Source organism: Rhizobium ecuadorense, assembly GCF_001187535.1.
Taxonomy (GTDB): Bacteria; Pseudomonadota; Alphaproteobacteria; order Rhizobiales; family Rhizobiaceae; genus Rhizobium; species Rhizobium ecuadorense.
In genome coordinates this window covers 1-23,253 of record NZ_LFIO01001480.1, presented here as the reverse complement: position 1 = coordinate 23,253, position 23,253 = coordinate 1, and the positions used below count along the sequence as shown (strand labels likewise).

The window sequence follows — 23,253 nt, the reverse complement described above, 5'->3', positions numbered from 1 at the left end:
CGTTTGCTATACCAGCGCGTGGCTCACGGATGTCTCAGCCCGGGTGATAAACTCGCCGATCGCCTCGACCGGAAGCGGCCTGCTTACCAGATAGCCCTGAAGCCTGTCGCAGCCCACGCTGTGCAGCCATTCGGCCTGAGCCGGCGTCTCGACCCCTTCGGCCGTCACCTGCATGTCGAGACCATGTGCGAGGTTGACGATGCAGCGGACGATCGTCTGGCTTTTCGGATCGCTTTCCAGATCGGTGATGAAATATTTGTCGATTTTGATCGTGTCGAAAGGGAATGTCTTGAGGTAGCTCAGCGAAGAATATTCGGTCCCGAAATCATCCAGCGAGATCCGTATCCCCAGCACGTTGAGTGTATTCAGGGTATCGATGTTGTTGACGGTCCGCTCGAGCAGCACGCTTTCGGTGATCTCAAGCTCCAGACGCTCGGGCGGAAGTCCGACCAGGTCCAGCGTCTGCGAAATGCGATCGGTGAGGCCGCTCGTCAAGAATTCCGCCGCCGAGACATTGACGGCCACGATGTAATTCTCAGGCCACTTCATCGCTTCGCGGCATGCCTGCTCCAAAACCCATGCGCCGATGTCAGGCATCATTCCATCGGCCTCGGCCATCGGAATGAATGCCGCCGGTGGAATTTTTCCAAGCAGCGGGTGGTGCCATCTCAGCAGCGCTTCGAACCCGACGATGCAGCCGCCTTCGGCAAGGGGTTGGTACTCGACGAAGAATTGCTGTTGGTCCAAGGCCATGCGGAGGCTGCGGCGCAGCAATTCGCGTTGCTCCAGTAATTCAAGCATTGCGGGATCGAAGGCTTTTGCCCGGCCGCGCCCTTCTTGCTTGGCGGCATAGAGCGCGAGGTCGGACGCCTTCATAAGCGCCTCAGGACTTGTCCCGTCCGGAGGAGATGTGGATATGCCGATGCTGGTGCCGACAAAGAGGGCAATGCCGTCGATCGTGAAGGGCTTTTTGAATGCCGCGACCAAAGCGTCCGCCAACCGGTGCGCTTTGGCCGGATGTCCCGGTCCCCTGGAAATGACGGTGAATTCGTCGCCAGCCAGGCGATAGGCTCTGTCATCGCTGCTCAGGCAGTCTTGAATACGCCTTGCGGCAGATTGAAGAAGCGTGTCACCGGCCGGATGCCCGAGCGTGTCGTTGACGGGCTTGAAATCGTCAAGGTCGAGCTGCATCAGCGACAGGGTCTCGTTCGAGCTTGCGGCCTCCTGCAGCAGCACAGCAAGGTCGTCGCTGAACTGGCGTCGGTTCGGCAGTCCCGTCAGAGGGTCGTGGGTCGCCAGATGCAGAAGGGTCGCACGTTCGTCGTCAACAAGCTCTTCGGAGCGAACCACGGCAAACAGCTCTCCGATCCGATAGATCGTCAGCCCGTGCGACGCGGGCCCGCCCAGATCGCCCGATATCCGCAACGGCTGGGCACTGTCATCCAGTGAGCGGAAAGCGAGCGTGATCGCCGATTTGTCCAGCTGTGGAAAGTGTTCCCAAAGGGACGCTGCCGGTTTGACGGATGCAGGCAGCTCGTTGCCCAGCAAATTCTCGACGGGATTGAAGTCGCGGTCAAAGAACAAAAGCCGGTCGATCGAACTCGAAGCTTCTGCCTGTGTTTGTCCGAGGGCCGAGCTGGCCGCACGAATTTTCCGCATCTTCGAGCCTCTCCCAGTCGGACGTCAGAACCAGATATCGTAGCAAATAAATCGACGCACAACTTGTGCACGTCAAGATTTACATTAGGCATGCCTGATTAACAATCCCAAACCGCTGCCCACACGCTTACGATGTAGGGCGCACTACACTGATCCAAAAGGGGGAATTGCACGATTGGGAGGCTGGTGTCAGCGAATTCAGGCCGTGGCAGCCCACAGCGCGAGCACCATCTGCCGAAGCGCCAGCGCCTCTGCCCACCGGTCGGTCTGGTCGTTGTTATCCCTGCCCGTGATCGCATAGGGTTTGGGACCGAGCTCGCAGGTAAAAACAAGCTCGGCATCATCGGCGGCGCGCGATCGCCAGTGGCGAAAACCATACTCCCACCACTCGAGGAAGAGATCGACCCATGGCCGGTGATGCGGGAAGGAGATCTCGATCTGCACCTGCTCGCGCGAGCCAACCCGGCCGTGAAATGCCTGGGCGTTATGCAGGATGCGCCGAATCAGCGCGTGATTCTCCTCATCGACCGGAAAGGCGAATTCGCGGCCGACCAGGAAATGCGACAGGTCGGCCAGCAACGGGAGTTCGGGACGCTGATCCAGCAGATCCAGCGTAAAGAACAGGTCCGCGGTCATCCTGTCGCGATGCGTTTCGATGAACGCGGGAATGCCGGCATCTTCAGCGAGCCGCATCCAGCCGTCGAGAAGCGGCAGGCAGGCATCGATGCGCCGCGGGCGGATATCGGGTTGCAGATTGATGTGGCTGACCGGAAATTCCGCGGCCAGTTCCAGCGGCAGACGTAGATCCTCGACGCAGCGAGGGAAGCAGACCGCCTCGATCTTCAAGCCGGTGCCCCGGATGGCCTCGTTGAGGGCAACGACATCCGGGCGGTTGGTGTAATGCGCGCTGATGCCGTCGAAGCCGGCCTCGGAGATCATCGCGATGTTCTCGTCGAGTGTGCGCTCGAACCCATCCGTGTGCCGGCGCTCCATGGCCCAGAGCGACTGGAAGATCAGCAGCTTCTGCATCACGCGGCCCTTGCGCTCTTCAGCAGGGTTTTGAGGTTCACACTCGGGTCGGCCAGTTCCGTGAGGCTGGGGCTGATGCCTGCGGCAATCAGCATCTCGGCGAGCTTGATGTCTTTGGCCAGGCCATTGCCGTTGCCCAGGCCCGCGGCCGCCGCGAGGCGTCCGTTATCGAGATAAAATTCCAGTTCACCCTCCGCGGCCGAACGCAGGACGATCCGATGGGCGGGCCGCGGCAGCCCCGCCACCTGCAAGCCAAGATCATACTGGTCGGACCAGAACCAGGGGAGGGCGCCGAAGGTCTCGGCGGCTCCGGCCATGTTCCGAGCCGCGGTCTCGGCCTGCGTCCTGGCGTTCCGCCAGCTTTCATAGCGAACATGTCCTCCGCCGGGCTCAGCCACCGCCGCGCAATCGCCTGAGGCAAAGATGTTCGGCGCACTGGTGCGAAGACAGGCGTCCGTCAGAATGCCGTTGCCGGTGGCCAGTCCGGCTGCTTGCGCCAAAGCGATATCAGGCAGGACCCCGATGGCGCTGACGACGAGATCGGCATGCACCAGGCTGCCATCGGTCAGGGTGACGCCGTCGTCGCTGATCGCCGCCACGCCCCGGTCAAGGTGAAAGCGCACACCTTCGGCAGCATGCCTGGCGTGCAGCTTTTCGGCAAAGCGGGCAGGGACGGCGCGGCCCAAAGGTCTCGGTGCGGCTTCGATCACGTTGACCGAAACGTCCTTTCCGCGAAGGACCGATGCAAGTTCCATCCCGATCAGACCGGCGCCGATGATCGCCACGCTCCGGCCCGGAGCAACCCGGGAAAAGATCGCTTCGGCCTCAGTGTGGGTGCGGAGGTCGAGCGCACGCGCTGCGCCGGGACATGTGAGCCGTCTCGGCCGCGCGCCGGTGGCCAGAAGCAGCCTTTCGTAGTGCAGCGCCCGCCCGTCGCTCAAACCAACCGTTCCGGCGCCGGTATCCAGCTTGGCTGCGGATAAGCCCTTGAGATAGGTGATGCCGGCCGCATCAAGCGCTTCTGCCGCGCAGATCGGCTTCATCTGTACCGCACCGTTCACGGTCTTCGACAAAGGCGGCCGTTCATAGGGCAGGTGGGGCTCGGCCCCGACCAGCGTGACCGGTCCGGAATAGCCTGCCTCGCGTAGCGCGAAGGCCGCGCGGGTGCCGGATTCGCCGGCGCCGATGATGACCATACCGTCCATGGTTTCTCCGTGGAAAAGGCGGCCGGCGCTCGTGAGGAGGAGACGCCGGCCGGGGAGGATCAGTTCTTCCTGGCGTATTCGGTCATGTTCTTGGGCGTGACCAATTTGAACGGCACCCAGACCTCCTTGTCGACGCTGTTGCCGTGCGCGAGCGCGACGGCCGCATCGACGGCGCTGGCCGCCTGTTGCTTGGCGTTCTGGAACACCGTCACATCGAGATCGCCCGCGGCCATGGCGGCCAGAGCATCCTGTGTTGCATCGATGCCGACGACGATCACATCGTCCATCGACACGCCGCATGCCTTGAGCGCCTGGATCGCGCCAAGCGCCATCTCGTCATTATTGGCGAAGATCACGTCGATCGGCCGGCCCGCGGTGAGCCAGTTGGTGGTCAGATCCATTGCATTGGTGCGCGTCCAGGCGGCGGTCTGCTCGTCGGCGATGGTCACGCCCTTGCAATCGCCTGCCGCCAGCGTCGCCTTGACCGACGAAGTGCGGTCGCGCGATGCCTGATGCGCCAGATCGCCCATCAGGATATAGGCCTGCGCGTTGTTCGCCTTGCCGTTTTTCTTCAGGAGCTCACAGGCGGCCTCGGCGCCGAGCCTTCCGGAGTCGGTTTCCTTCGACCCGACATAGGCCTGCTTCTCCGGCAGCTTGGCGATATTTTCCGGTTCGAGATTGAGATAGACGAGCGGAATGCCCGCCTTTCGGGCCGCCTCGCTGATGCCGGTGGCGGCCGAGGTATCGGCGAGCGTCATGATGATCGCGTCGACGCCCGAAGCGATGAAATTGTCCACCTGGCTGCGCTGTTTGGAAACGTCGGTCTGCGCGTCCTCGATCTGAAGGTTGACGCCGGTGAGCTTCGACGCCCTTGCCTGAAGCCCCTCGCGCAGCAGCGTCTGAAAATTATTGTCGAAACTCTGCATCGACACGCCGATCGTCTCGGCCGAGGCAGCAGTCGTCGTCAGGGCGGCCAGGACGGCCGCCACACAGATTGATTTCATCTCATCCTCCCAAAGGGCGCCGGGCCGCCCGATCCGTTCCGGAGGCCGTTCAGGCCGGCCTATGTCGCGGGCTCAGATCAGAGCCACGCGAACCTCCCCATCGACCACTTCGGCCCTATAGGTTTTCAGGTTTTCGCAGGCGGGAAGCCTGAGGGCCTCGCCGGTGCGATAGTCGAAGGCGCCCGAATGCTTCGGACATTCCACCTCGAAATCCATGACCAGTCCGTCGGCGAGATGGATCGCCTCGTGGGTGCAGAGCCCGGCGGTGCAATAGACGCTGTCGTCCGGGCCACGGTAGATCGCATAGGTGCGCCCGCCATGGTCGAAGCGGATGGCGCCTTCCTGTTCGATGTCGTCGAGTTTGCCAGCTGAAACCCAGGTCATTCGGCAGCGCCCCCGACTTCCAGGCGGGCCTTGCGGGCCGCCAGTTTTTCCTTCCGCTGGCGGTAGCGCTCCTGCATCTGCGCCTCGCCTTCGGGCGAGCCGTCGTGCCAGGTGCCGAACCATTTATCGAGCGGGATCAGCGCGTCGCCGTAGTTCACCTCGAAATATTTGTGGTGGAGGTAATGCGCATAGGCGTGGCTATCGACCAGCCTCTCCTTACCGATCTCGACCTTGTCGAAGCCGACATGGCCGGGAATGGCCCCGAAACCTGCATAATGCAGCTGGTAGAGCATGATGATCGGGTTGGAGGGCAGGAACAGATGGTAGAACGCCGTGCCGAAATAGAGCAGGTGCTCGATCGGATGCATCGACAGCGACGACCAGGGCGACGGGTTCACCGAATTGTGGTGGACCGAGTGCACCCATTTGTACAGCAAGGGCGTATGGATCAGCCGGTGTATGCAGAAGAAATGGAACTCGTGAATGATCGGCACCACGAGCGCGACGAGCGCCAGCGTCCATGGATTTTCCGCAAAACTCAGCCACGGCGCGTAGCCATTGGCATAGGCCCAGAGCATGCCGACTTCGACGGCGGTCCAGATAGTCACGCCTGACAGGAAGGTGCGCAGGATATTGTCGAGGTTCTGGCTTCCGAACCAGAAGGCGGTGCTCTTGTGGTCGGCCGGGAACTTGCCATTGTACTTGAAGCGGTTTTGCTGCCGCTTCAACACGTAGAGATGCAGTTCGAAGGCGCCGTAGAACAGGAAGACCGCGATGGCGTTTATCGCATAGAGCCAGGCGATCCAGCCAAGGCGCGGCGATGTCATCGTCTCCACGGGCGGAATGACCCAGGCCCAATAAGCGACGGCCGAGGCGGCAAAAATCGCATTCCAGGGAAGGAAATAATGCGGCAGCCATTTGAGGACCGCCGTCAGCCGCGGCGGAAAGGCGAAAAGCGGCGCGGTCTCGGCCGGCTGGTCCGGCGCCCAGTCGCCGCGCTTGTTGCGCTTGCCGAATTTCAGATCATCCATTGGCATCTCCTTACGGCGCGCCGGATGTCTCCGCGTCGCCCACATCTCTGCTGGCGGGAAATTAGCAGGGGCGCTGGCGAATGCCGAAGCCTTCCTTGATCTGATTAGATCAAAGCGCTTCCTTGGTGATGGTGATGAAACGGATCGGTGCCTGGTCCGGTTTGATATCGGTCAAGCCTATCCTGTTCAGAACGAGATCGAGCGCGCGCCGCGCCTGCGCCTCCGGCGCCTGATCCAGCACCACATCCATGATGCCGTCCTGCAGCGCCGCCCGGGTGTAATCGGTCAATTCGTGCCCGACGAAAAAGACGTCGCGGCCGCGCGGATGCCGGCGAAGCACCTCGATCAGCGCGGCGTTGGCGCCGCCGGCATTGTAGAGCCCGGCAAGGCCGGGATAGATTTCCAGTGCCGCCCACAGGAGCTCGGCGCTCGGCCGCTCCTCATCGCCGCCAAATCCCAGCCATTCGAAACTGGAGGCGCCGGGATAGTCCTGGAAATAGGCCGAAAAGCCGCGGATCCGATCGCGATGCACCTGATAGATGGGATGGCAGATTGCCACGACAGGCCCGCTCCGCGGCGCCATCCGGCTGATATAGAGTGCCGCCGTCCGGCCGGCGGCAACATTGTCGATGCCGATGAATTCTCCGACGCGCTCGGAGGCGCGGGTGACGACATGGACGACCGGCAGGCCTTGCGCATTGACCTTTTCCACCGCGGCGCCGATCACCGGGCTGCTCGGCACCGCCAGGATCAGCCCGGCGCGGGAAAGGTCGGTGGACAGGATACGTCGCGCGATTGCCTCGGCGTTCATTTCGTCGGTGAAGCTGCGATGTACGACGACCAAAGGATCGAGGGTGGCCGCAATTCTCTCGAAAGCATGGGAAAGACGACGGTAGAAACTCGTTTCCGGGCGAACCATCAGCACTTCTATCCTGAGGAGGCCGCGATGGGTCTCGGGAAGCTTGCGCGGGTAATCCAGGCGACGCGCGGCGGATATGACCTTCTCCACCAGTTCGGGGCGAACACCCCCACGCCCGTTCAGCACCCGCTCGACCGTCGCGGTTCCCACACCGGCATGGCGGGCGATGTCCCGATAATTCGGCTTGCTCACGTTCCAGATCCCTTGCGCGCCTTCGTTGATCTCTGCGCGTCAGATCTTCTCTTCATACATCTTCGCCTCAAATCTCACAGTTGGTATTTGGAGAGCTCCGACTTGTCTCGCGGCGGCGGCCGATCTATGATTTCTTGAGTTCAACATGAGATTGCAGGCAGATTTCACCGTAAACCGGACGCGGAAGGTTTTGTCCTCCGGCCGGACCGAAGGAGCTGGGCAAAATGAAAATTCTCATGGTTCTCACATCGCATGATCAACTGGGACATACCGGCAGGAAAACGGGCTTCTGGCTCGAGGAACTCGCTGCCCCTTATTTCGTCTTCCGCGACGCCGGCGCCGAGATCGCGCTCGCATCGCCAAAAGGCGGCCAGCCTCCGCTCGATCCGAAGAGCAACGAGCCGGCGTTCCAGACGGAAGATACGAGGCGATTTGAACGAGACCCGGCCGCGACGGCTGCGCTCGCCAACACGTTGAGGCTGTCCGACGTCGACCAGGCGGATTATGACACCGTGTTTTTCCCCGGCGGCCACGGGCCGCTCTGGGACCTGACGAACGACCGCAATGCGCACGCGCTGATCGAGGAGACGCTCGCCGCGGGAAAGCCGCTGGCGCTCGTCTGTCACGCGCCGGGAATCCTGACCAAGGTCAAGGCGGCGGACGGTGGGCCGATCGCCAAGGGGCGGACGGTGACCGGCTTTACCAATTCCGAGGAGGCGGCCGTGCAGCTCGTCGAGGTCGTGCCCTATCTGCTCGAAGACGTGCTGAAGGAGCAGGGGGCGAAGTTTTCTGCGACGGAAGACTGGGCCGTCCACGTCGTCCAGGACGATCAGTTGATCACCGGGCAGAACCCAGCCTCATCGAAGCAGGCCGCCCGCCTGCTGCTGCATGCGCTGGGCGAGCAGGCCGCTGCCTGACGTGCACCGATCGCAGATCTTGAAACAGCTGAAGGACCCCCGGCATGAGCAGGAAATATACGGGAAAATGTGCTTGCGGTGCGGTGCAGTTCGGCTTCGACACAGATCCGACCTTCGTCGCAGACTGCCATTGTCTGGATTGCAAGAAAGCCTCGGGCGGCGAGGCCGCGACCTTCTTTGCCGTGCCGCAGGACGATTTCACCCTGACTGCCGGCAGTCCGAAGGCGTTTCATTATATCGCCGATTCCGGCAAGGGCCTCGACCGCAATTTCTGCCCGGATTGCGGCGCGAGGTTGTTCAGCAGCAATCTGGAGAGCTTCCCCGGCCTCGTCTTCGTCACCCTTGGCAGCCTGGATCGGCCCGAGTTGATACAGCCGGGGGTCGAGATGTTTATCAAACGGCGGCTTGCTTGGGCGACGCCGCTCCATCTTCCGCAGTTCGAAGGCATGCCGAGCTGACGGGCGATCCGGCTCCGAGCGATTTTTCCTGAAGAAAAGATCGTTCCCATGTCGGATCGGTCAAACCCGATCCGTCCTTAGCTCGTCCATTCCATCCATTCAAAAGGATCACGACCATGCCGAACACCATACGCCTGCACCGCGTTCTCGCGACCAGCCCGGAGAAGGTCTATCGCGCATTCATCGAAGCGGATGCGCTTGCCAAGTGGCTGCCGCCGAACGGCTTCCTCTGCACCGTGCACCATCTTGAGCCTGTTGTCGGCGGCACGTTCAGAATGTCCTTCCGCAACTTCACCACCGGCAGCAGCCATGCCTTCGGCGGCGAATTCCGCGAACTCGTCCCGGGCGAACTCGTTCGCTATACCGACAAATTCGACGACCCCAATCTTCCGGGGGAAATGGAAGTCACCGTGACGCTGAAAAAGGTCTCGGTCGGCACCGAGGTGGATATCGTCCAGGCAGGCGTGCCCGACGTCATCCCGCCCGAAGCCTGTTATCTCGGCTGGCAGGAGTCGCTGAAAAACCTCGCGAGGGTGGTGGAACCCGATATCCAGCAATAGGGCTGGCGCCGCCACCCAAGAGAGCCTCACCCCGAGGCGCCCCGCGAAAGGGGGCCGAAGGGCGAGGCGGGTGCGCGACCATCCAATGATGGAGGGAGGTGGGGGCCCAACAGGTATTTGGAGATGCTCCGACCCTGATAATGGGACAGAGGACGCATATGCGCCGCTTAATTGCTCCCGTCGTTGGGCCTGGCTTTGGCGCTGTCGTTGCTGCTGTCCGAGGCGGTTTTGCCGTCGGGCTGCTGACCGAAATAGGTGCCGCCGAGGTGGCCGCCGGCGCTGGTGTTTCTGACCTGCTGTTCGGCGCGTTTTTGAATTTCACGGACGTTGGTCTTGCTCATTTTCGGCTCCCTGTTTGAGGTTGCGACCTCGGAAAACCGATGGGGGACGACGCTGTTCCATATTTTCTGCGGGAACACTTGCCGCCTTTCCCGGTTTTTCCTACTCAACCAAGGAGAAACGACGATGGGCATGACGACCCCCAAGGACGGCGCCCCCGGCACCACCGACCAATCCCCCCGCTGGGAAGGGCCGAAGGGAAATACCCCGCGCGGCTACCTGAAAGCCAAGGACGATCCGGACAGAAACCGCGACGCGCACGACGAAAACAACCGCGATCCCGAAACGCAGACTATCGGTGACGCGATGAAGCAGAAGGGCGAATGAGATGGCCAACCCCGAAAAAGACGCCGCCGGCCAGTTCGCCAAATCCCGGGCCGACAGGAAAAGCACTGGCGTGGCCAGCGCAAAACCGACCGTCATCACCGGTTCCGAAGATGCGACCGTGAACAAGGGCCTGCCCGGCACGAAGAAGCCGGAGAAGGATTGGGACATCAACTACGATCCCGCCGATATGAATGAAGGCCGGATGCGGTAGATCGAAGTCGCCAGAGGGCGTTCCCAGCCTTGCTCCCTACATTAATCAACCACGGGCGCCGGCATCTGAGCCTCACCCGCCGAAATAGGCCGGATGGTCGATATCGGCCAGCAGGCCGGGCTGGGCCGGCTGCCAACCGAGGAGTGCGCGGGTGCGCTCGCTCGACGTTGGCACGTCGAAGCCAGCGAACATGGCGAACCAGCCGAAATGCTCTGCCGCTTCTTCGCGCGACTTCGAGACCACCGGAACATCGAGCCGCCGCCCGATCACCTCGGCGATCTCCCTGAACGGTACGCCCTCTTCGGCGACCGCCAGGAAAGGGCCGCCCACGGCGCCGTGTTCCAGCGCCAGGCGGTAGAGGCGGGCGGCATCGAGCCGATGTACGGCCGGCCAGCGGTTCTGCCCTTCGCCGATATAGGCAGAAACACCTGTTCGCCGGGCGAAATCGATCAGGATCGGCACGAAGCCGTGGTCGCCATGGCCGTGCACCGACGGCGGAAGGCGGACCGTGGAGGCGCGCACGCCTCGCGCGACAAGCGATATAGCGGTGATTTCGGAAGCGCGGGGGTAGGTCTCAGAGGTCGGCATGGGCGGGTCCTTCTCGGTGCCGACGCGGCCCGGCGCATGGCCGAGGCCTGATGTGACCAGCAGCGGACGGCCGGAACCCCGAAGGGATTCGCCGAGCGCCTCGATGGCGCGCCGGTCGAGGGCGCAGTTTTCGGCGAATTTCGAGAAATCATGGTTGAAGCCGGTATGGATGACGCCGTCGGCCTCGGCCGCGCCGCGCTTCAAGCTTTCCAGATCCTCGAGCGAGCCGCGATGGACGACAGCGCCGGCGGCCGCCAGCTCTTCAGCACCCTTGTCCGAGCGGGTGAGGCCGAGCACCTGATGGCCGGCGGCGATCAATTCGTTGACGACGGCAGAGCCGACCCAGCCGGTGGCCCCGGTGACGAATATGCGCATGTCGATATCTCCGTTTTGGCTGGAGACAGATATCGGGCAAGGCGCTATCATGGTAAAGTAGTGATCTTATCATGGTATAATGGCTAACAGGATGAGTGAATTCGTCACCTCCGAAAACCGGCTGGGCGCCTATCTCAAAGGCCGCCGCGCCAAGCTCGACCCGGCCGCCCTCGGCTTTGCCGGCGAGCGTCGCCGCACACCGGGGCTGCGCCGCGAGGAGGTGGCGAGCCGCGCCAATATCAGCCCCACCTGGTACACCTGGCTGGAGCAGGGGCGCGGCGGGGCGCCGTCATCAGATGTGCTCGAGCGGATCTCGCGGGCGCTGATGCTGACCGATGTCGAGCGCGAGCATCTATTCCTCATCGGCCTCGGCCGGCCGCCCGAAGTGCGCTACCGCAGACAAGAGGGGGTGACGCCCAGGCTGCAGGGCGTGCTCGATGCGCTGGACCCGAGCCCGGCGCTGATCCGCAACGCCATCTGGGATGTTGTCGCCTGGAATCGCGCGGCGACTGTGCTGCTCACCGATTACGGCGCACTGCCGCCGGAAGAGCGCAATGTGCTGCGCTTCATCTTCCTCGATCCGCGCGTGCGCGCCACTCAATATGATTGGGAAAGCGTCGCCCGCTTCGTCGTTGCCGCCTTCCGGGTGGACGCGGCTCGCGCCGGTGCGGCCGCCGAGGTCGAGCCCCTGGTCGACGAACTCTGCCGGAAAAGCCCGGAATTCCTGGCCATGTGGCGCGACAACGACGTGCGCACCCACGGTGAGGGCGCCAAACACATCAGGCACCCGATACTCGGGCTGCTCTCCTTCGAATATTCGGCATTTCAGGTGGACGGCCGGCCGGACCTCAGCATGGTGGTGTATAATCCGGCGACGGCGGAGGATGCGGAGAAGATCAGGCGGGTGGTGGGATGAGGATCTATTCGGTTCTTTGTCTGCCTGCTTGAATCTATTCATGGCTATCGCGGCCGGGAATTTTTCACCTATTAGCTGTGCCAACCGATCATATCGCCTCAATCCGGACAAACCTGCCGTCATGCTGTGGACCGACGCGCGCAAGGATTTGAGCCGCGCGGGTGGGGGATTCAATGAGGTCATATCGTGCCGCGGCCTTGGTCGCCGCTTCGGTTTTCATGGTGTTGTCGGCTTCGGCAGCATCTGCCTGTAGTTGCGGACGATCGTCTGCGAAGGAGAAGTTTGCGGAAGCGGACTTGATCGTGAAAGGCCGCATGAAGCTCGTGACCTTTGGCGTCGAGCTACCGGATTCTCCATCCGACCGCGAGCCGCTACGGGTGACGCGCGGCGACTTTGAGGTCGACAAGGTGGTGAAGGGAACCTTCAAGGGCAAAACTCTATCGGTTTATACCGGCGCCGGCATGGGAGACTGCGGACGGTTGAGTGAATTCCTTACGTCAGCGTTTTATTATCGTGACAAGAAATTCGGCGTGTTCGAATTCGGCTTGTCAAAGCACGAATTTGCCGGCCAGACGTTCTATTCTACGTCGATCTGTGAATACGCGAAGGGTCCGAAGGACGGCCAAGAGTAGGCGCGCTGACCGAGATTGCCGTGCTCGGTGCAGACCCGTGACCGGCAGTTATCTCAGCACCTTCACGCTCAGCACGCCTTCTTCCGTCTTTCCTTCTTCGTAGGGGGAGCGGATGACGAGCCGGTCGGTGCCGGTGTAGCCGGGATCGGATGTGTAGTAGCCAACGACGCCGTTAACCTTGACCGTTTCGCATTTCGACACTTTTCCGTCGAGCTTGGGGAAGAGTGGTTCGTGGACGATTTCGAGGCGTCCATGCTTGGGCTGCGCGACGATATTCATGGCGGGGTAGTCGATATGGCGGCAGTCGTCGTCGATGTGCCAGTTCTTGGCTATCAGCGTTCTGACGCCGCTTCTTGCAGGCGCTGAGCGCCGGCACGCCTGCCTCGTCCTTCGAGGCTCTCTCAAGCGGAGACGATTCATCTCGAACGTTGTCTATGATGCCGCAGCGCATGCTCTCTACATCCCAAACAGGTAGACCATCGAAATCTCCGTGTTTGGGATGTCTCGGACATACTCTTCGTCCGACCGGGTTTCAGCCGGTCAGACGTTTAGCCACGATACGGCTGCGGTTATTGCAGCGTGCGCGTCTGGATCTGCTCTGCGGCTGGTTGAGAAGCGGAGGCGGGCACGGCGCCGCCTTCCAGGCCGGTCGCCACGACCGAGACGCGGAACCTGCCGTCGAGGCTGCGGTCGAAGATGGCTCCGACGACGATATCGGCGTCGTCCTGCACTTCGTCGCGAATCCGGCTTGCCGCCTCGTCGACTTCGAACAGCGTCATATCCGAGCCGCCGGAGATCGAGATCAGCACGCCCCTGGCGCCCTTCATCGAGATGTCGTCGAGAAGCGGGTTGGCAATTGCCGCTTCCGCGGCCTTCATCGCGCGGCTTTCACCGGAGGCTTCGCCAGTGCCCATCATGGCGCGGCCCATGCCGCGCATGACCGATTTCACGTCGGCGAAATCGAGGTTGATCAGGCCTTCCTTGACGATCAGATCGGTGATGCAGCCAACGCCGGCATAGAGCACGCGGTCGGCGGTCATGAAGGCATCGGCGAAAGTAGTTTTCGCATCGGCGATGCGGAAGAGGTTCTGGTTGGGGATGACGATGACCGTATCGGCTGCCTGGCGAAGCGCCTCGATGCCGATTTCCGCCATTCGCATGCGGCGGTTGCCTTCGAAGGTAAAGGGTTTGGTGACGACGCCGACCGTCAGGATGCCGGCGGCACGCGCGGCGCGGGCGATGACGGGTGCTGCGCCCGTGCCCGTTCCGCCGCCCATGCCGGCGGTGACGAAGCACATGTGCGAGCCGGCCAGGTGATCCATGATCTCATCGATCGATTCTTCAGCCGCCGCATGACCGACCTCCGGCAGGGAGCCGGCGCCGAGACCCTCGGTCACATTGGCGCCGAGCTGGATGCGGCGCGTCGCCTTGGATGTGGCGAGCACCTGAGCATCGGTATTTGCGGCGACGAATTCGACGCCTGCCAGGTTTTCCGCGATCATATTGTTGATCGCATTGCCACCACCACCGCCGACGCCAATCACAGTAATGTGCGGCCGCAGTCCCGAAATGCCGCTCTTGGCGTCCGTCATCGCGCTCTCCTTTGATGCTTCGTTCACGCCACGCCCTCGTTGCGGATAGCGAATCGGCGCACAGGATAGCCGTCCAAGAAGGCAGAGGCGAGGCGAAAGACGTCTCGTGGCGACACTCCTGTGATTGCCCCCATCGTCGGGATCGTGGCCATGGCCTTTGGGGATTTCGCTCACGAGCCGATCGGGCATGAACCAAAGCCGCGCTGCGGTGTTTACAGACATGCTTGTTATTTCCGGTAAAGGAACATTTCCATGCAAAGACTTCTCCTCTCGGGCCTTGCTCTTGCCGCACTGGCCGGCACCGCCTTCGCCCAACAGCCGCCGGCCCCGCCAGCCGCCGAGACTCCGCCTGCCGCGGCCGATCCGGCCTCGCCACCGCCACCGCCGCCACCGAACCCGTCTGCCTCCGGTGATGACGAGCGGATGACGGTCGAGCCGGATGCGCGGCCAAGCGATCGCCCCGATGACCGGTGGCATAGATCGAGGGGCGACATGGGTTTTCGCTACGATAGGGGCTTCCGCGACGACAGGGGCTTCCGTGGCGATAGGGGCTTCCGTGGTTTCCACGGTCATCGCCCGCCGCCGCCGTCCAAGGCCGCCCATTTCCGGATCGAGGACGGGGACACCCGGATTGATCTGAAATGCGCCGAGGACGAACCGATGAAGGCCTGCGCCGACCTGCTGCTCCAGGTCATGGACCGCCTGCAGGGGGAGGATTGACCTTGGACATTCCGGCATAGCCGAGATGTTGGACGATGATGCGATCGCCCGCATTCTCGCGCGGGCGGTTTCGTCTCCTTCGGAAACATTGACGAGGCGCCCATTTGCCTTTAGCTGTGACGCCATGAAAATCGCAATGGTTCTTGCAGTGGTGATCGGGCGCATGGGCAGGATGGTGTAACCATCCGGCGAAAGCACCCATGCGCGGTAAGCAGGCTCCTGACGGGGCCTTTTTTTATGCCCTGAATCCGGGCGCGCCTCGTCGGACTTTCCAAACTTCGTCACACTGATCAAGGAACGGAACCATGAGATCCCGTCATTCCATCGACACCCCGCGCGCGCATATGACCGGTGCGGAAATCGTTCTCCAGGCGCTGAGAGACAATGGCGTCAAGCATATATTCGGCTATCCCGGCGCTGCCGTGCTGCCGATCTATGACGAGCTTTTCCAGCAGGAAGACATCAGGCACATTCTGGTTCGCCACGAACAGGGAGCCGGCCATGCCGCGGAGGGCTATGCCCGCTCGACGGGCAAGGTCGGCGTCATGCTGGTGACCTCGGGACCCGGCGTCACCAATGCGATCACTCCTCTTCAGGATGCCTTGATGGATTCCGTGCCGCTCGTCTGCCTGTCCGGCCAGGTGCCGACGACGCTGATCGGGTCCGACGCGTTTCAGGAATGCGATACCGTCGGCATCACCCGAGCCTGCACGAAACACAATCGGCTGGTCGGCGATGTCAATGACCTCGCGGCTGTTATCCACGAGGCCTTTCGCATCGCCGGATCAGGCCGGCCCGGGCCCGTTCTGGTCGACATGCCGAAGGACGTGCTGTTTGCCAGCGGAAATTATACACCGCCAGAGGCTGTCGTCCCGAGACCGAGCTGCCAGCCGGACGGCCGCGGCGCCATCAGGGAGATCGAGGCTGCCATCGGTCTGATGGCGACGGCACGCAGGCCGGTTATCTGCGTGGGCGGCGGCGTCATCAATTCCGGCCCCGAAGCGGTAAAGCAGCTGCACGAGCTGGTCGATCTCACTGGCTTTCCCGTCACGGCGACGCTGATGGGGCTTGGCGCCTATCCGGCTTCCAGCCCGAACTGGCTGAAGATGGCCGGGCTTCACGGCTCCCATGAGGCCAACATGGCAATGCACGACTGCGACCTCATGCTCTGCATCGGGGCACGCTTCGAAGGCGGGCTCGCCTCCGGCGTCGATGGTTTCTCACCGAATTCCCGGAAGATTCAGATCGATATCGATGCTTCCTCGCTCAACAAGACCGTGCGCGCCGATATCGGTATCCGGGGCGATGCCGCCGGCGTGCTTGCCGAACTCGTTCGTCTCTGGCGGGCGCTACCGCAGGCGCCTGACCGGGCTGGACTGGCCGGGTGGTGGAGCACGATTGCGGGCTGGCGGGCACGGCGATCGTTTTCCTATGCGATGCGCGACGACGTCATCATGCCGCAATATGCCATCGAGCGGCTTTACGAACTGACGAAGGATCGGGATACCTACATCACGACGGAGGTCGGCCGGCATCAGATCTGGGCGGCGCAGCACTACGACTTCGAGCAGCCGAACCACTGGATGACGTCAGGCGGCCTGGGGACGATGGGATACGGGCTGCCCGCCGCGCTCGGCGTGCAGATCGCCAATCCCGGCAGCCTCGTTATCGACATAGCCGGCGATGTCTCCGTGCAGATGACGATGAAGGAAATGTCGGCCGCCGTGCAGCACAATGCGCCGATCAAGATCTTCATTCTCAACGGCGGCAATCAGGGAACGCAGCGGCAGCACGGAAACCCGGATTTCGTCAAACTTGCCGAAGCCTATGGTGGACACGGCATTCGCTGCGAGAGGCCGGCCGAACTCGACGATGCGATCCGGGAGATGATCGAGGTGAACATGCCTGTTCTGTTCGACTGCCGCGTCGCCGACAATGCTCACTGGCATGGTACGCCGTCAACCTACCCTAGCGACACACCGATCAGCCCTCATTCTGAGGTGCGCAGACCAAAGGCCGGAGCCTCGATGGACGAGGGCGGGTGGCTCGGCGCTTAAGCCGGTATCCGTCGCCAGATGAACTGTCAGTGGCCACCCTCGTCCTTCGAGGCCCCTGCGGGACACCTCAGGAGGAGGATGGAGGGAGGTCGCGGCGCGACGCACCGGAGAGCCGAACGGCGGGCCAGAGCCCACCGGCATGGCACAACGTCAACCTACCCAGCGACACGGTACACCGATCAGCCCTCATCTGAGGTGCGCAGGCGCCAAAGGCGGGAGCCTCGACGGGGGCAACGGCGGGCGGCCAGCGGATGACGCATGTGCCGCCGCTCGATCCGCTGTCGACGTTGATCGAGAATTTCCAGCAGCGCGGCGGCACGATCTGGGCCTGCCCGCCCTGCGTCACCTCGCGCGGTTATACGCAGGAAGACATGCTCGACGGCGTCGTCATCGTCGGCGCCAGCGCCATGCATGCGGAAATCAAACAGGGGGCAGCGACGCTGTCGTTTTGACTGGCTGCGCCGGGCCGGGCGAGGATCGGGAGTGTCTTGCCTCTGCATTTGCCGGCCCGCAGCAGGCGCGCAGAAGTGTGAAGCGACTATTCTTGCGCTCGGCAATATACTTGTGAGATTGTATTGATATACATGCGATACTGCCGATGCAGGCGGCGCGGGGGCTTCGATGACATCCGTGAGGGTCAATGAGCTGATATCGGTGGCGGGGCAGCCCGATGCCGCCGGCTTTGCCGCTTTTGCGGCAGACGGCTTTGCCGGCGTCATCAATGCCCGGCCGGATGGCGAGGAGCCGGGGCAGCCCGGCAATGCGGCGGAAAAGGCTTCCGCTGCCGCCGCGGGGCTCGCCTACAGCTTCGTGCCGGTGAAAGGGGCCGAGATCACAGAGGCCGATATCCGCGCCTTTCAGCTGGCGATGACGCAGGCGAAGGGGCCGGTCGTCGCTCATTGCAAGAGCGGCACACGGGCGCTGACGCTCTATGCGCTGGGAGAGGTGCTCGACGGGCGGATGCAGCCCAAGGAGGTCGAGGCCTTCGGTCAAAACCTCGGCTTCGATCTTGCCGGCGCGTGCCGCTGGCTGGAAAAACGGGCAGGGCAGCCGGCTCGTGTGAAGGCCTTCTTCGAGCCCCGCACCTGCAGTGTGCAATATGTCGTTGCCGACCCGGTGACGAAACGCTGCGCCATCATCGACCCGGTGCTCGATTTCGACGAGATGTCGGGTGCAACGGGGACGGCCAATGCCGACGCCATCCTCGCGCATATCGACAGCGAGGGGCTGACGGTCGAGTGGATCCTCGACACGCATCCGCATGCCGATCATTTCTCCGCCGCGCATTACCTCAAAGGAAAGACCGGCGCGCCGACGGCCATCGGCGCCCATGTCACTGACGTGCAGGTGCTCTGGAAGGAGATCTACAACTGGCCGGCACTCGAAACCGACGGCTCGCAATGGGACCGGTTGTTTGCCGATGGCGACACCTTCGAGATCGGCGGGCTCAAAGCCCGCGTGATGTTCTCGCCCGGCCATACCCTTGCCTCGGTGACCTATGTGATCGGCGACGCCGCCTTCGTGCATGACACCGTGTTCACACCGGATTCCGGCACGGCGCGCACGGATTTTCCCGGCGGCAGCGCCAGCGCCCTCTGGCACTCGATCCAGGCCATCCTGTCGCTGCCCGAGGAGACCCGGCTCTTTTCCGGCCACGACTATCAACCTGGCGGCCGTCACCCGCGCTGGGAAAGCACGATAGCCGCCCAGAAAAGCGGTAATCCGCATATATCAGCCATCGACGAGGCCGGCTTCGTGGCGCTGCGCCAGGCGCGCGACCGCACGCTGCCGAAACCGAAGCTGATGCTGCACGCGCTGCAGGTGAATATTCGGGGAGGCAGATTGCCCGAGCCCGAGGAGAACGGCCGGCGGTATCTGAAGATACCGCTGGATGCGTTGTAGGGACGCAGGGAGCAGCGTTGCGGCGCGTGCTTCGAGGCTCCGCCCTCTCGGGCTGCGCACCTCAGCATGAGGGAGGTCGGAAGATGCCGCGCCCACGACAGCGGGAACTGAGAAGGCGGCGCCAACGCTTACGAGCGCCGTATCCTGAGGAGGCGAGGATGCTCCTTTCAGTCTCCATTTTTCACCCACCCAAACCCCGTCCCCCGCAATAATCATTGACGTCGCCCGGGCAGGCGACGTAACTGGGGGGCGACGGTTCCCTGAAGATGACTCCAAGGGGATTAATAGGGAACACGGTGAGGACGACCCAGTAGGGACCGAGACCGTGGCTGCCCCCGCAACTGTAAGCGGATTGTCGATCATCTCAGCTATGGCCAGCGACCGGCCATCTCTGAAGGGCTTATGGCCTCGCCACTGCGATATATCGCGGGAAGGTGGATGAACCGATGGATATCCGCAAGCCAGGAGACCTGCCGTCAATCACGATCCAATCAACCGGGCGGGGATGCCCGGACAAGGAACAGACATGATTGACCTTCTGAACCTTCGCCGAATTCCGGCATACATCCGTCTCGATTGGGCCTCCTGCGGTTAGCGCACGTCTCAGCGTGCCTTCGGCCGCGCGTGCGGCATAACCGTGCTTTTTCCCTTCAATCGAGGTTTTTCATGCGTCAGATTCTCGCCACCATGACATTTGCCTTCGGGCTGATCGGCCTTGCGGCACCGAGCCTTGCCGCCACTCAATATCCTTTGACCATCACCAATTGCGGTGAGCAGGTGACGTTCCAGAAGGCCCCGTCGAAGATCGTTTCGATCGGCCAGGGCATGACCGAAATTCTCTTCTCGCTCGGCCTTGCCGACAAGATCGCAGGCACGGCCGTCTGGGTCGGTCCCATGCTGCCGCAATATGCCGAGGCCAACAGCAAGATAAAGCGTCTCGCCGACAATGATCCGAGCTTCGAATCCGTCGTCGGGCAAGAGCCCGACCTGGTGGCGGCCGAGTTCGAATGGCATGTCGGCGCGCAGGGCTCGGTCGGCAAGCGCGAGCAGTTCGAGGATGTCGGCATCAACACCTATCTCGCGCCGGCCGATTGCGTCGCCAAGGTCAACACCGATGGCGGCGACGGCGTGCGCAGGGAACTGTTCACGATGGAGCTGATCTATCGTGAAATCGCCGAACTCTCTGAAATTTTCGACGTGAAGGAGCGCGGCGATGCACTGATCTCCGAGCTGAAGAAGCGCGAGGCCGATGCGGTGGCTTCGATATCGGGCGCAGCGGGCAAGAACCTGCCGGTCGTCTTCTGGTTCTCCAGCAAGGAGGCCAATGGCGACGCCTTCATTGCCGGCAAGAACAGCGCGCCTGCCTATATCCTGAAGACGATCGGCGCCAGGAATGTCGTCACCACCGAAGAGGAATGGCCGCTGGTCGGCTGGGAAACCATTTCTGAGGCGAACCCCGCCGTCATCGTGCTCGCCACCATGGACCGGCGCCGCTACGCCGCCGACGATCCCGAGGTGAAGATCGATTTCCTCGAGAAGGATCCCGTCACCAAGGAGCTGGACGCGGTGAAGAACAGGCGCTTCGTGATGATGGACGCGCAATCGATGAACCCGACGATACGCACCATCGACGGCATCGAGACGCTGGCGAAGGGCATCAAGTCCTTCGGCCTGACCCAGTGACGGCAGCAACGGCCAGAGAGCCGGGATGGTGGGCGCTTGCCGCGCTCACCATTGCCGCCTTCCTTCTTCTCGGGCTGATGATCAGCCTTGCCGTTTCGATCGGCGAGATCGCCATTCCGCTGGCGACCACGGCGGAGACGGTGTCGAACCGGCTGTTCGGCACGGATTTCGAGCTCAGCCGCATCCATCAGGGCATCGTCTGGGATTATCGCCTCAGCCGGGCGCTGGTCGCGGCGAGCGCCGGCGCCTCGCTGTCGCTCTCGGGCGCGATCCTGCAGGCGCTGCTGCGCAATCCGCTGGCCGAACCCTATGTGCTCGGCATTTCCGCCGGGGCTTCGACCGGGGCGGTCTCGGTGATGATCCTCGGCTTCGGCTACGGCGTTCTCGGGCTTTCGGGCGGCGCCTTTCTCGGCGCGGTCGTCGCTTTTCTGCTGGTCGGCTTTCTCGCCACGGGGGCGGGCGGAACCGGCGAGCGCATCATTCTCTGCGGTGTCGCCGGTTCGCAGCTCTTCAATGCGCTCACCTCCTATATCGTCACGACCTCGGCCAATGCCGAGCAGGCGCGCGGCGTGTTGTTCTGGCTGCTGGGCTCGCTCAGCGGCGTGCGCTGGCCGGATGTCTATCTCTCGGTGCCGATCGCGCTTGCCGGTTTCCTCGTCTGCATGGCCCATGTCCGGGCGCTCGATGCCTTCGCCTTCGGCACGGATGCGGCCGCCTCGCTCGGCATTGCCGTGCGCCGCGTTCAGATCCTGCTCTTTGCCCTGACGGCGGCGATGACGGCAAGCGTCGTCAGCATGGTCGGCTCGATCGGCTTCGTCGGCCTGGTCATTCCGCATGCCGCCCGCTTCCTCGTCGGACCGGGCCATCGGCGGCTGCTGCCGGCAACGGCACTCGGCGGCGCGATCTACATGGTCGGCGCCGATATCGTCTCACGCATCATCATCCCGCAGCAGGTCCTGCCGATCGGCGTCGTCACCGCGCTCTTCGGCGCGCCGGCCTTCGCCGTCATCCTCTATCGCGTGCGGAGGAGCGCATGAGCATTACCATCGACGCGGTGAGTTTCGCCGCCGGCGACACGATCATCGTCAACGGGGTCAGCCTGACGGTGGCAAAGGGCAAGGTGCTCGGCCTGCTCGGGCCGAACGGTTCCGGCAAATCGAGCCTGCTCAGGCTGATCTGCCGGCTGCGCAAGGTCCGCAGCGGCGTTATCCGGCTGGGCGAAGACGATATCGCCTCACTGTCGCGCGCAGCCCTTGCGCGGCGCATCGCCTTCGTCGAGCAGCAATCGACGACCGAGACGCAGCTGACCGTGCGCGACGTGGTGCGGCTCGGCCGCACGCCGCATCGCGGGCTGCTCTCACCCTGGGGCGCGGAGGACGATGCCGCGGTCGACGAGGCCTTGTTGCGGGTCGCCATGCGAGAGCGGGCGGGTCAGCTCTGGCAGACGCTATCGGGCGGCGAGCGTCAGCGTGTCCATATTGCGCGGTCGCTGGCGCAGGCGCCGGGTGAGCTGCTGCTCGACGAGCCGACCAATCATCTCGATATCCAGCACCAGCTCGACATCCTCCGGCTGATCTCGAAGCTCGGCATCACCTGCATTGTCGCGCTGCACGATCTCAACCTGGCGGCGATGTTCTGCGACAGCCTGGCGGTGCTTCAGAAGGGCGAGGTCGTCGCCGCGGGCGCGCCAGAGGATGTGCTGACGGAGGATATGATCGGCCGGGTTTTCGGCGTTCGCGCCCATGTCCAGAAATCGGCCGTGCATGGCCGGCACCACATCCAATACGTCCTGGATTGAGGAATGGCCTTTTTCCTGGACTGGCGTATGATTTCCGAGGGCGCTTGCGCCCGGTCGAACGGAGTTTCGAGATGCTCGAACGAAATCAGTTTCCCCTGCGCCCGGTCGTTCCCGGTTTCGCGGTCGCCTGGGTCGTCATCATTTCAAGTGCGAGCGTCGCTCTCAGCCTGCTTTTTGCCTGCGTGACGCCCTTCGTGGCCCTGGCGGCGGTAGCGGCGGTCATTCTTCCCCGGCGGATGGCAGTGACGGCGGTTCTGCTGGCTTGGCTCGCCAACCAGATGGTCGGGTATGTCGTGCTCGGCTATCCCCAGACTTGGGACAGCTATGCCTGGGGTCTGGCGATCGGCATTGCCGCATTCGCATCCCTGGCCGCAGCGCTCGGCGTGCTTCGTCTTGCGGCCGACCTCACCGTCACTATGGCTGGCGCCTTCATGGCCGGCTTCGTTGCCTATGAAGGCGTGCTCTTTGCCGCAACGGCGCTGCTTCCGTCGGGTGAGGGCGCATTTTCGGCGTCGGTCGTGGCGAATGTCCTGCTGATCAATTCTCTGGCCGCGATCGGGCTTGTCTGCCTCCATGCCAGCGCGGCGGCCAGCCGGGCGCTCGTTGCAAGTCAGCCGGGACCGATGCTGCCTTAGCCTTTGTCTTGATGCACGTCGTCCTGCCAAACCGCTGCGCGGTGTAGGCTAGGAGCTGTGGACACTTATCTGAGCCATAGGATTGTTGCGGCCAGAGCGATCATGGCTTTGTAGTTTCGA

General features: G+C 62.9%; 26 protein-coding genes, 1 pseudogene and 1 riboswitch. Of the genes and pseudogenes, 15 read left to right on the top strand and 12 right to left on the bottom strand.

Going from position 1 to position 23,253, the window contains the following annotated elements; translation table 11 throughout:
• Nucleotides 1-6: 6 nt before the first annotated feature.
• The 7 genes from AF337_RS30800 to AF337_RS30770 all read right to left on the bottom strand — a co-directional run bounded on the left by AF337_RS30800 (nt 7) and on the right by AF337_RS30770 (nt 7,423).
• Nucleotides 7-1,659, bottom strand: coding sequence for a putative bifunctional diguanylate cyclase/phosphodiesterase (locus AF337_RS30800; RefSeq protein WP_049735138.1), 1,653 nt, complete (start codon nt 1,657-1,659; stop codon nt 7-9).
• 198 nt (nt 1,660-1,857) lie between these two features.
• A complete protein-coding gene (locus AF337_RS30795; RefSeq protein ID WP_049735137.1) occupies nt 1,858-2,691 on the bottom strand; it encodes a sugar phosphate isomerase/epimerase family protein in 834 nt (277 codons plus the stop codon).
• Nucleotides 2,688-3,893: an NAD(P)/FAD-dependent oxidoreductase gene (locus AF337_RS30790; protein WP_049735136.1), complete on the bottom strand. Its 1,206-nt coding sequence runs from the start codon at nt 3,891-3,893 to the stop codon at nt 2,688-2,690. Before AF337_RS30790 ends, AF337_RS30795 begins: the two co-directional genes overlap by 4 nt.
• 59 nt (nt 3,894-3,952) lie before the next feature.
• A complete protein-coding gene (locus tag AF337_RS30785; protein WP_049735135.1) occupies nt 3,953-4,897 on the bottom strand; it encodes a substrate-binding domain-containing protein in 945 nt (314 codons plus the stop codon).
• Between the two features lie 72 nt (nt 4,898-4,969).
• On the bottom strand, nt 4,970-5,281 hold the full coding sequence (locus tag AF337_RS30780; RefSeq protein ID WP_049735134.1) for a MocE family 2Fe-2S type ferredoxin: 312 nt from the start codon (nt 5,279-5,281) through the stop codon (nt 4,970-4,972).
• Nucleotides 5,278-6,312, bottom strand: coding sequence for a sterol desaturase family protein (locus AF337_RS30775; protein WP_049735133.1), 1,035 nt, complete (start codon nt 6,310-6,312; stop codon nt 5,278-5,280). The genes AF337_RS30780 and AF337_RS30775 overlap by 4 nt, the downstream gene beginning before the upstream one ends.
• Nucleotides 6,313-6,421: 109 nt before the next feature.
• Nucleotides 6,422-7,423 (bottom strand): LacI family DNA-binding transcriptional regulator, encoded by a 1,002-nt coding sequence (locus tag AF337_RS30770; RefSeq protein WP_049735132.1) that lies wholly within the window; start codon nt 7,421-7,423, stop codon nt 6,422-6,424.
• A 224-nt stretch (nt 7,424-7,647) separates the two neighbouring features.
• Here AF337_RS30770 and AF337_RS30765 point away from each other — a divergent pair, with 224 nt between their 5' ends.
• The 3 genes from AF337_RS30765 to AF337_RS30755 all read left to right on the top strand — a co-directional run bounded on the left by AF337_RS30765 (nt 7,648) and on the right by AF337_RS30755 (nt 9,358).
• The gene (locus AF337_RS30765) at nt 7,648-8,340 is read left to right on the top strand and encodes a type 1 glutamine amidotransferase domain-containing protein (RefSeq protein ID WP_049735131.1); all 693 of its coding nucleotides are present in this window, start codon (nt 7,648-7,650) and stop codon (nt 8,338-8,340) included.
• Nucleotides 8,341-8,384: 44 nt separating this feature from the next.
• The gene (locus AF337_RS30760; protein WP_049735130.1) at nt 8,385-8,798 is read left to right on the top strand and encodes a GFA family protein; all 414 of its coding nucleotides are present in this window, start codon (nt 8,385-8,387) and stop codon (nt 8,796-8,798) included.
• Nucleotides 8,799-8,914: 116 nt separating this feature from the next.
• Nucleotides 8,915-9,358 (top strand): SRPBCC family protein, encoded by a 444-nt coding sequence (locus tag AF337_RS30755; protein WP_049735129.1) that lies wholly within the window; start codon nt 8,915-8,917, stop codon nt 9,356-9,358.
• A 167-nt stretch (nt 9,359-9,525) separates the two neighbouring features.
• On the opposite strand, the gene AF337_RS43840 is transcribed toward AF337_RS30755, so the two are convergent.
• Nucleotides 9,526-9,699: a hypothetical protein gene (locus AF337_RS43840; protein ID WP_167347820.1), complete on the bottom strand. Its 174-nt coding sequence runs from the start codon at nt 9,697-9,699 to the stop codon at nt 9,526-9,528.
• Nucleotides 9,700-9,823: 124 nt separating this feature from the next.
• Between AF337_RS43840 and AF337_RS30750 the strand changes: the two genes are divergently transcribed.
• Together AF337_RS30750 and AF337_RS30745 are read left to right on the top strand one after the other, a co-directional pair.
• A complete protein-coding gene (locus tag AF337_RS30750) occupies nt 9,824-10,024 on the top strand; it encodes a hypothetical protein (RefSeq protein ID WP_049735128.1) in 201 nt (66 codons plus the stop codon).
• A gap of 1 nt (nt 10,025) precedes the next feature.
• Nucleotides 10,026-10,235, top strand: a complete 210-nt coding sequence (locus AF337_RS30745) for a hypothetical protein (RefSeq protein ID WP_049735127.1) — start codon at nt 10,026-10,028, stop codon at nt 10,233-10,235.
• A gap of 72 nt (nt 10,236-10,307) precedes the next feature.
• On the opposite strand, the gene AF337_RS30740 is transcribed toward AF337_RS30745, so the two are convergent.
• On the bottom strand, nt 10,308-11,198 hold the full coding sequence (locus tag AF337_RS30740) for an SDR family oxidoreductase (RefSeq protein ID WP_049735126.1): 891 nt from the start codon (nt 11,196-11,198) through the stop codon (nt 10,308-10,310).
• 91 nt (nt 11,199-11,289) lie between these two features.
• Here AF337_RS30740 and AF337_RS30735 point away from each other — a divergent pair, with 91 nt between their 5' ends.
• Complete coding sequence (locus AF337_RS30735) at nt 11,290-12,114, top strand: helix-turn-helix transcriptional regulator (RefSeq protein ID WP_049735125.1); 825 nt, start codon at nt 11,290-11,292, stop codon at nt 12,112-12,114.
• 88 nt (nt 12,115-12,202) lie between these two features.
• Here the strand turns inward: AF337_RS30735 and AF337_RS45790 are convergent, their stop codons facing one another.
• Complete coding sequence (locus AF337_RS45790; protein WP_116429616.1) at nt 12,203-12,430, bottom strand: hypothetical protein; 228 nt, start codon at nt 12,428-12,430, stop codon at nt 12,203-12,205.
• Between AF337_RS45790 and AF337_RS30730 the strand changes: the two genes are divergently transcribed.
• Entirely contained in the window at nt 12,429-12,746 is a 318-nt protein-coding gene (locus AF337_RS30730; RefSeq protein ID WP_010065491.1) for a hypothetical protein, read from the top strand. The genes AF337_RS45790 and AF337_RS30730 overlap by 2 nt on opposite strands.
• Nucleotides 12,747-12,794: 48 nt before the next feature.
• Here the strand turns inward: AF337_RS30730 and AF337_RS30725 are convergent, their stop codons facing one another.
• Both AF337_RS30725 and ftsZ read right to left on the bottom strand, forming a co-directional pair.
• Nucleotides 12,795-13,025 carry a hypothetical protein gene (locus tag AF337_RS30725; RefSeq protein WP_244471345.1) on the bottom strand — a complete coding sequence of 77 codons (231 nt, stop codon included), beginning with the start codon at nt 13,023-13,025 and terminating at the stop codon, nt 12,795-12,797.
• 290 nt (nt 13,026-13,315) lie between these two features.
• Entirely contained in the window at nt 13,316-14,338 is a 1,023-nt protein-coding gene (gene ftsZ, locus AF337_RS30720; RefSeq protein WP_049735122.1) for a cell division protein FtsZ, read from the bottom strand.
• Nucleotides 14,339-14,590: 252 nt separating this feature from the next.
• On the opposite strand from ftsZ, the gene AF337_RS30715 reads away from it, so the two are divergent.
• The 8 genes and pseudogenes from AF337_RS30715 to AF337_RS30680 all read left to right on the top strand — a co-directional run bounded on the left by AF337_RS30715 (nt 14,591) and on the right by AF337_RS30680 (nt 23,133).
• Nucleotides 14,591-15,058: a hypothetical protein gene (locus tag AF337_RS30715; protein WP_049735121.1), complete on the top strand. Its 468-nt coding sequence runs from the start codon at nt 14,591-14,593 to the stop codon at nt 15,056-15,058.
• Nucleotides 15,059-15,402: 344 nt separating this feature from the next.
• Nucleotides 15,403-17,115, top strand: coding sequence for a biosynthetic-type acetolactate synthase large subunit (gene ilvB / locus AF337_RS30710; protein ID WP_244471347.1), 1,713 nt, complete (start codon nt 15,403-15,405; stop codon nt 17,113-17,115).
• A 239-nt stretch (nt 17,116-17,354) separates the two neighbouring features.
• Nucleotides 17,355-17,567, top strand: a pseudogene (locus AF337_RS30705) (DsrE family protein); the annotation flags it as partial.
• A gap of 169 nt (nt 17,568-17,736) precedes the next feature.
• Nucleotides 17,737-19,017 carry a bifunctional sulfur transferase/dioxygenase Blh gene (gene blh / locus AF337_RS30700; RefSeq protein WP_049735120.1) on the top strand — a complete coding sequence of 427 codons (1,281 nt, stop codon included), beginning with the start codon at nt 17,737-17,739 and terminating at the stop codon, nt 19,015-19,017.
• A gap of 236 nt (nt 19,018-19,253) precedes the next feature.
• Nucleotides 19,254-19,509: riboswitch (cobalamin riboswitch) on the top strand.
• 174 nt (nt 19,510-19,683) lie between these two features.
• Nucleotides 19,684-20,700, top strand: a complete 1,017-nt coding sequence (locus AF337_RS30695) for an ABC transporter substrate-binding protein (RefSeq protein WP_049735119.1) — start codon at nt 19,684-19,686, stop codon at nt 20,698-20,700.
• The gene (locus AF337_RS30690; RefSeq protein ID WP_049735118.1) at nt 20,697-21,737 is read left to right on the top strand and encodes a FecCD family ABC transporter permease; all 1,041 of its coding nucleotides are present in this window, start codon (nt 20,697-20,699) and stop codon (nt 21,735-21,737) included. The genes AF337_RS30695 and AF337_RS30690 overlap by 4 nt, the downstream gene beginning before the upstream one ends.
• Entirely contained in the window at nt 21,734-22,498 is a 765-nt protein-coding gene (locus AF337_RS30685) for an ABC transporter ATP-binding protein (RefSeq protein ID WP_049735117.1), read from the top strand. The genes AF337_RS30690 and AF337_RS30685 overlap by 4 nt, the downstream gene beginning before the upstream one ends.
• Nucleotides 22,499-22,569: 71 nt before the next feature.
• On the top strand, nt 22,570-23,133 hold the full coding sequence (locus AF337_RS30680; protein WP_049735116.1) for a hypothetical protein: 564 nt from the start codon (nt 22,570-22,572) through the stop codon (nt 23,131-23,133).
• Nucleotides 23,134-23,253: the final 120 nt, after the last annotated feature.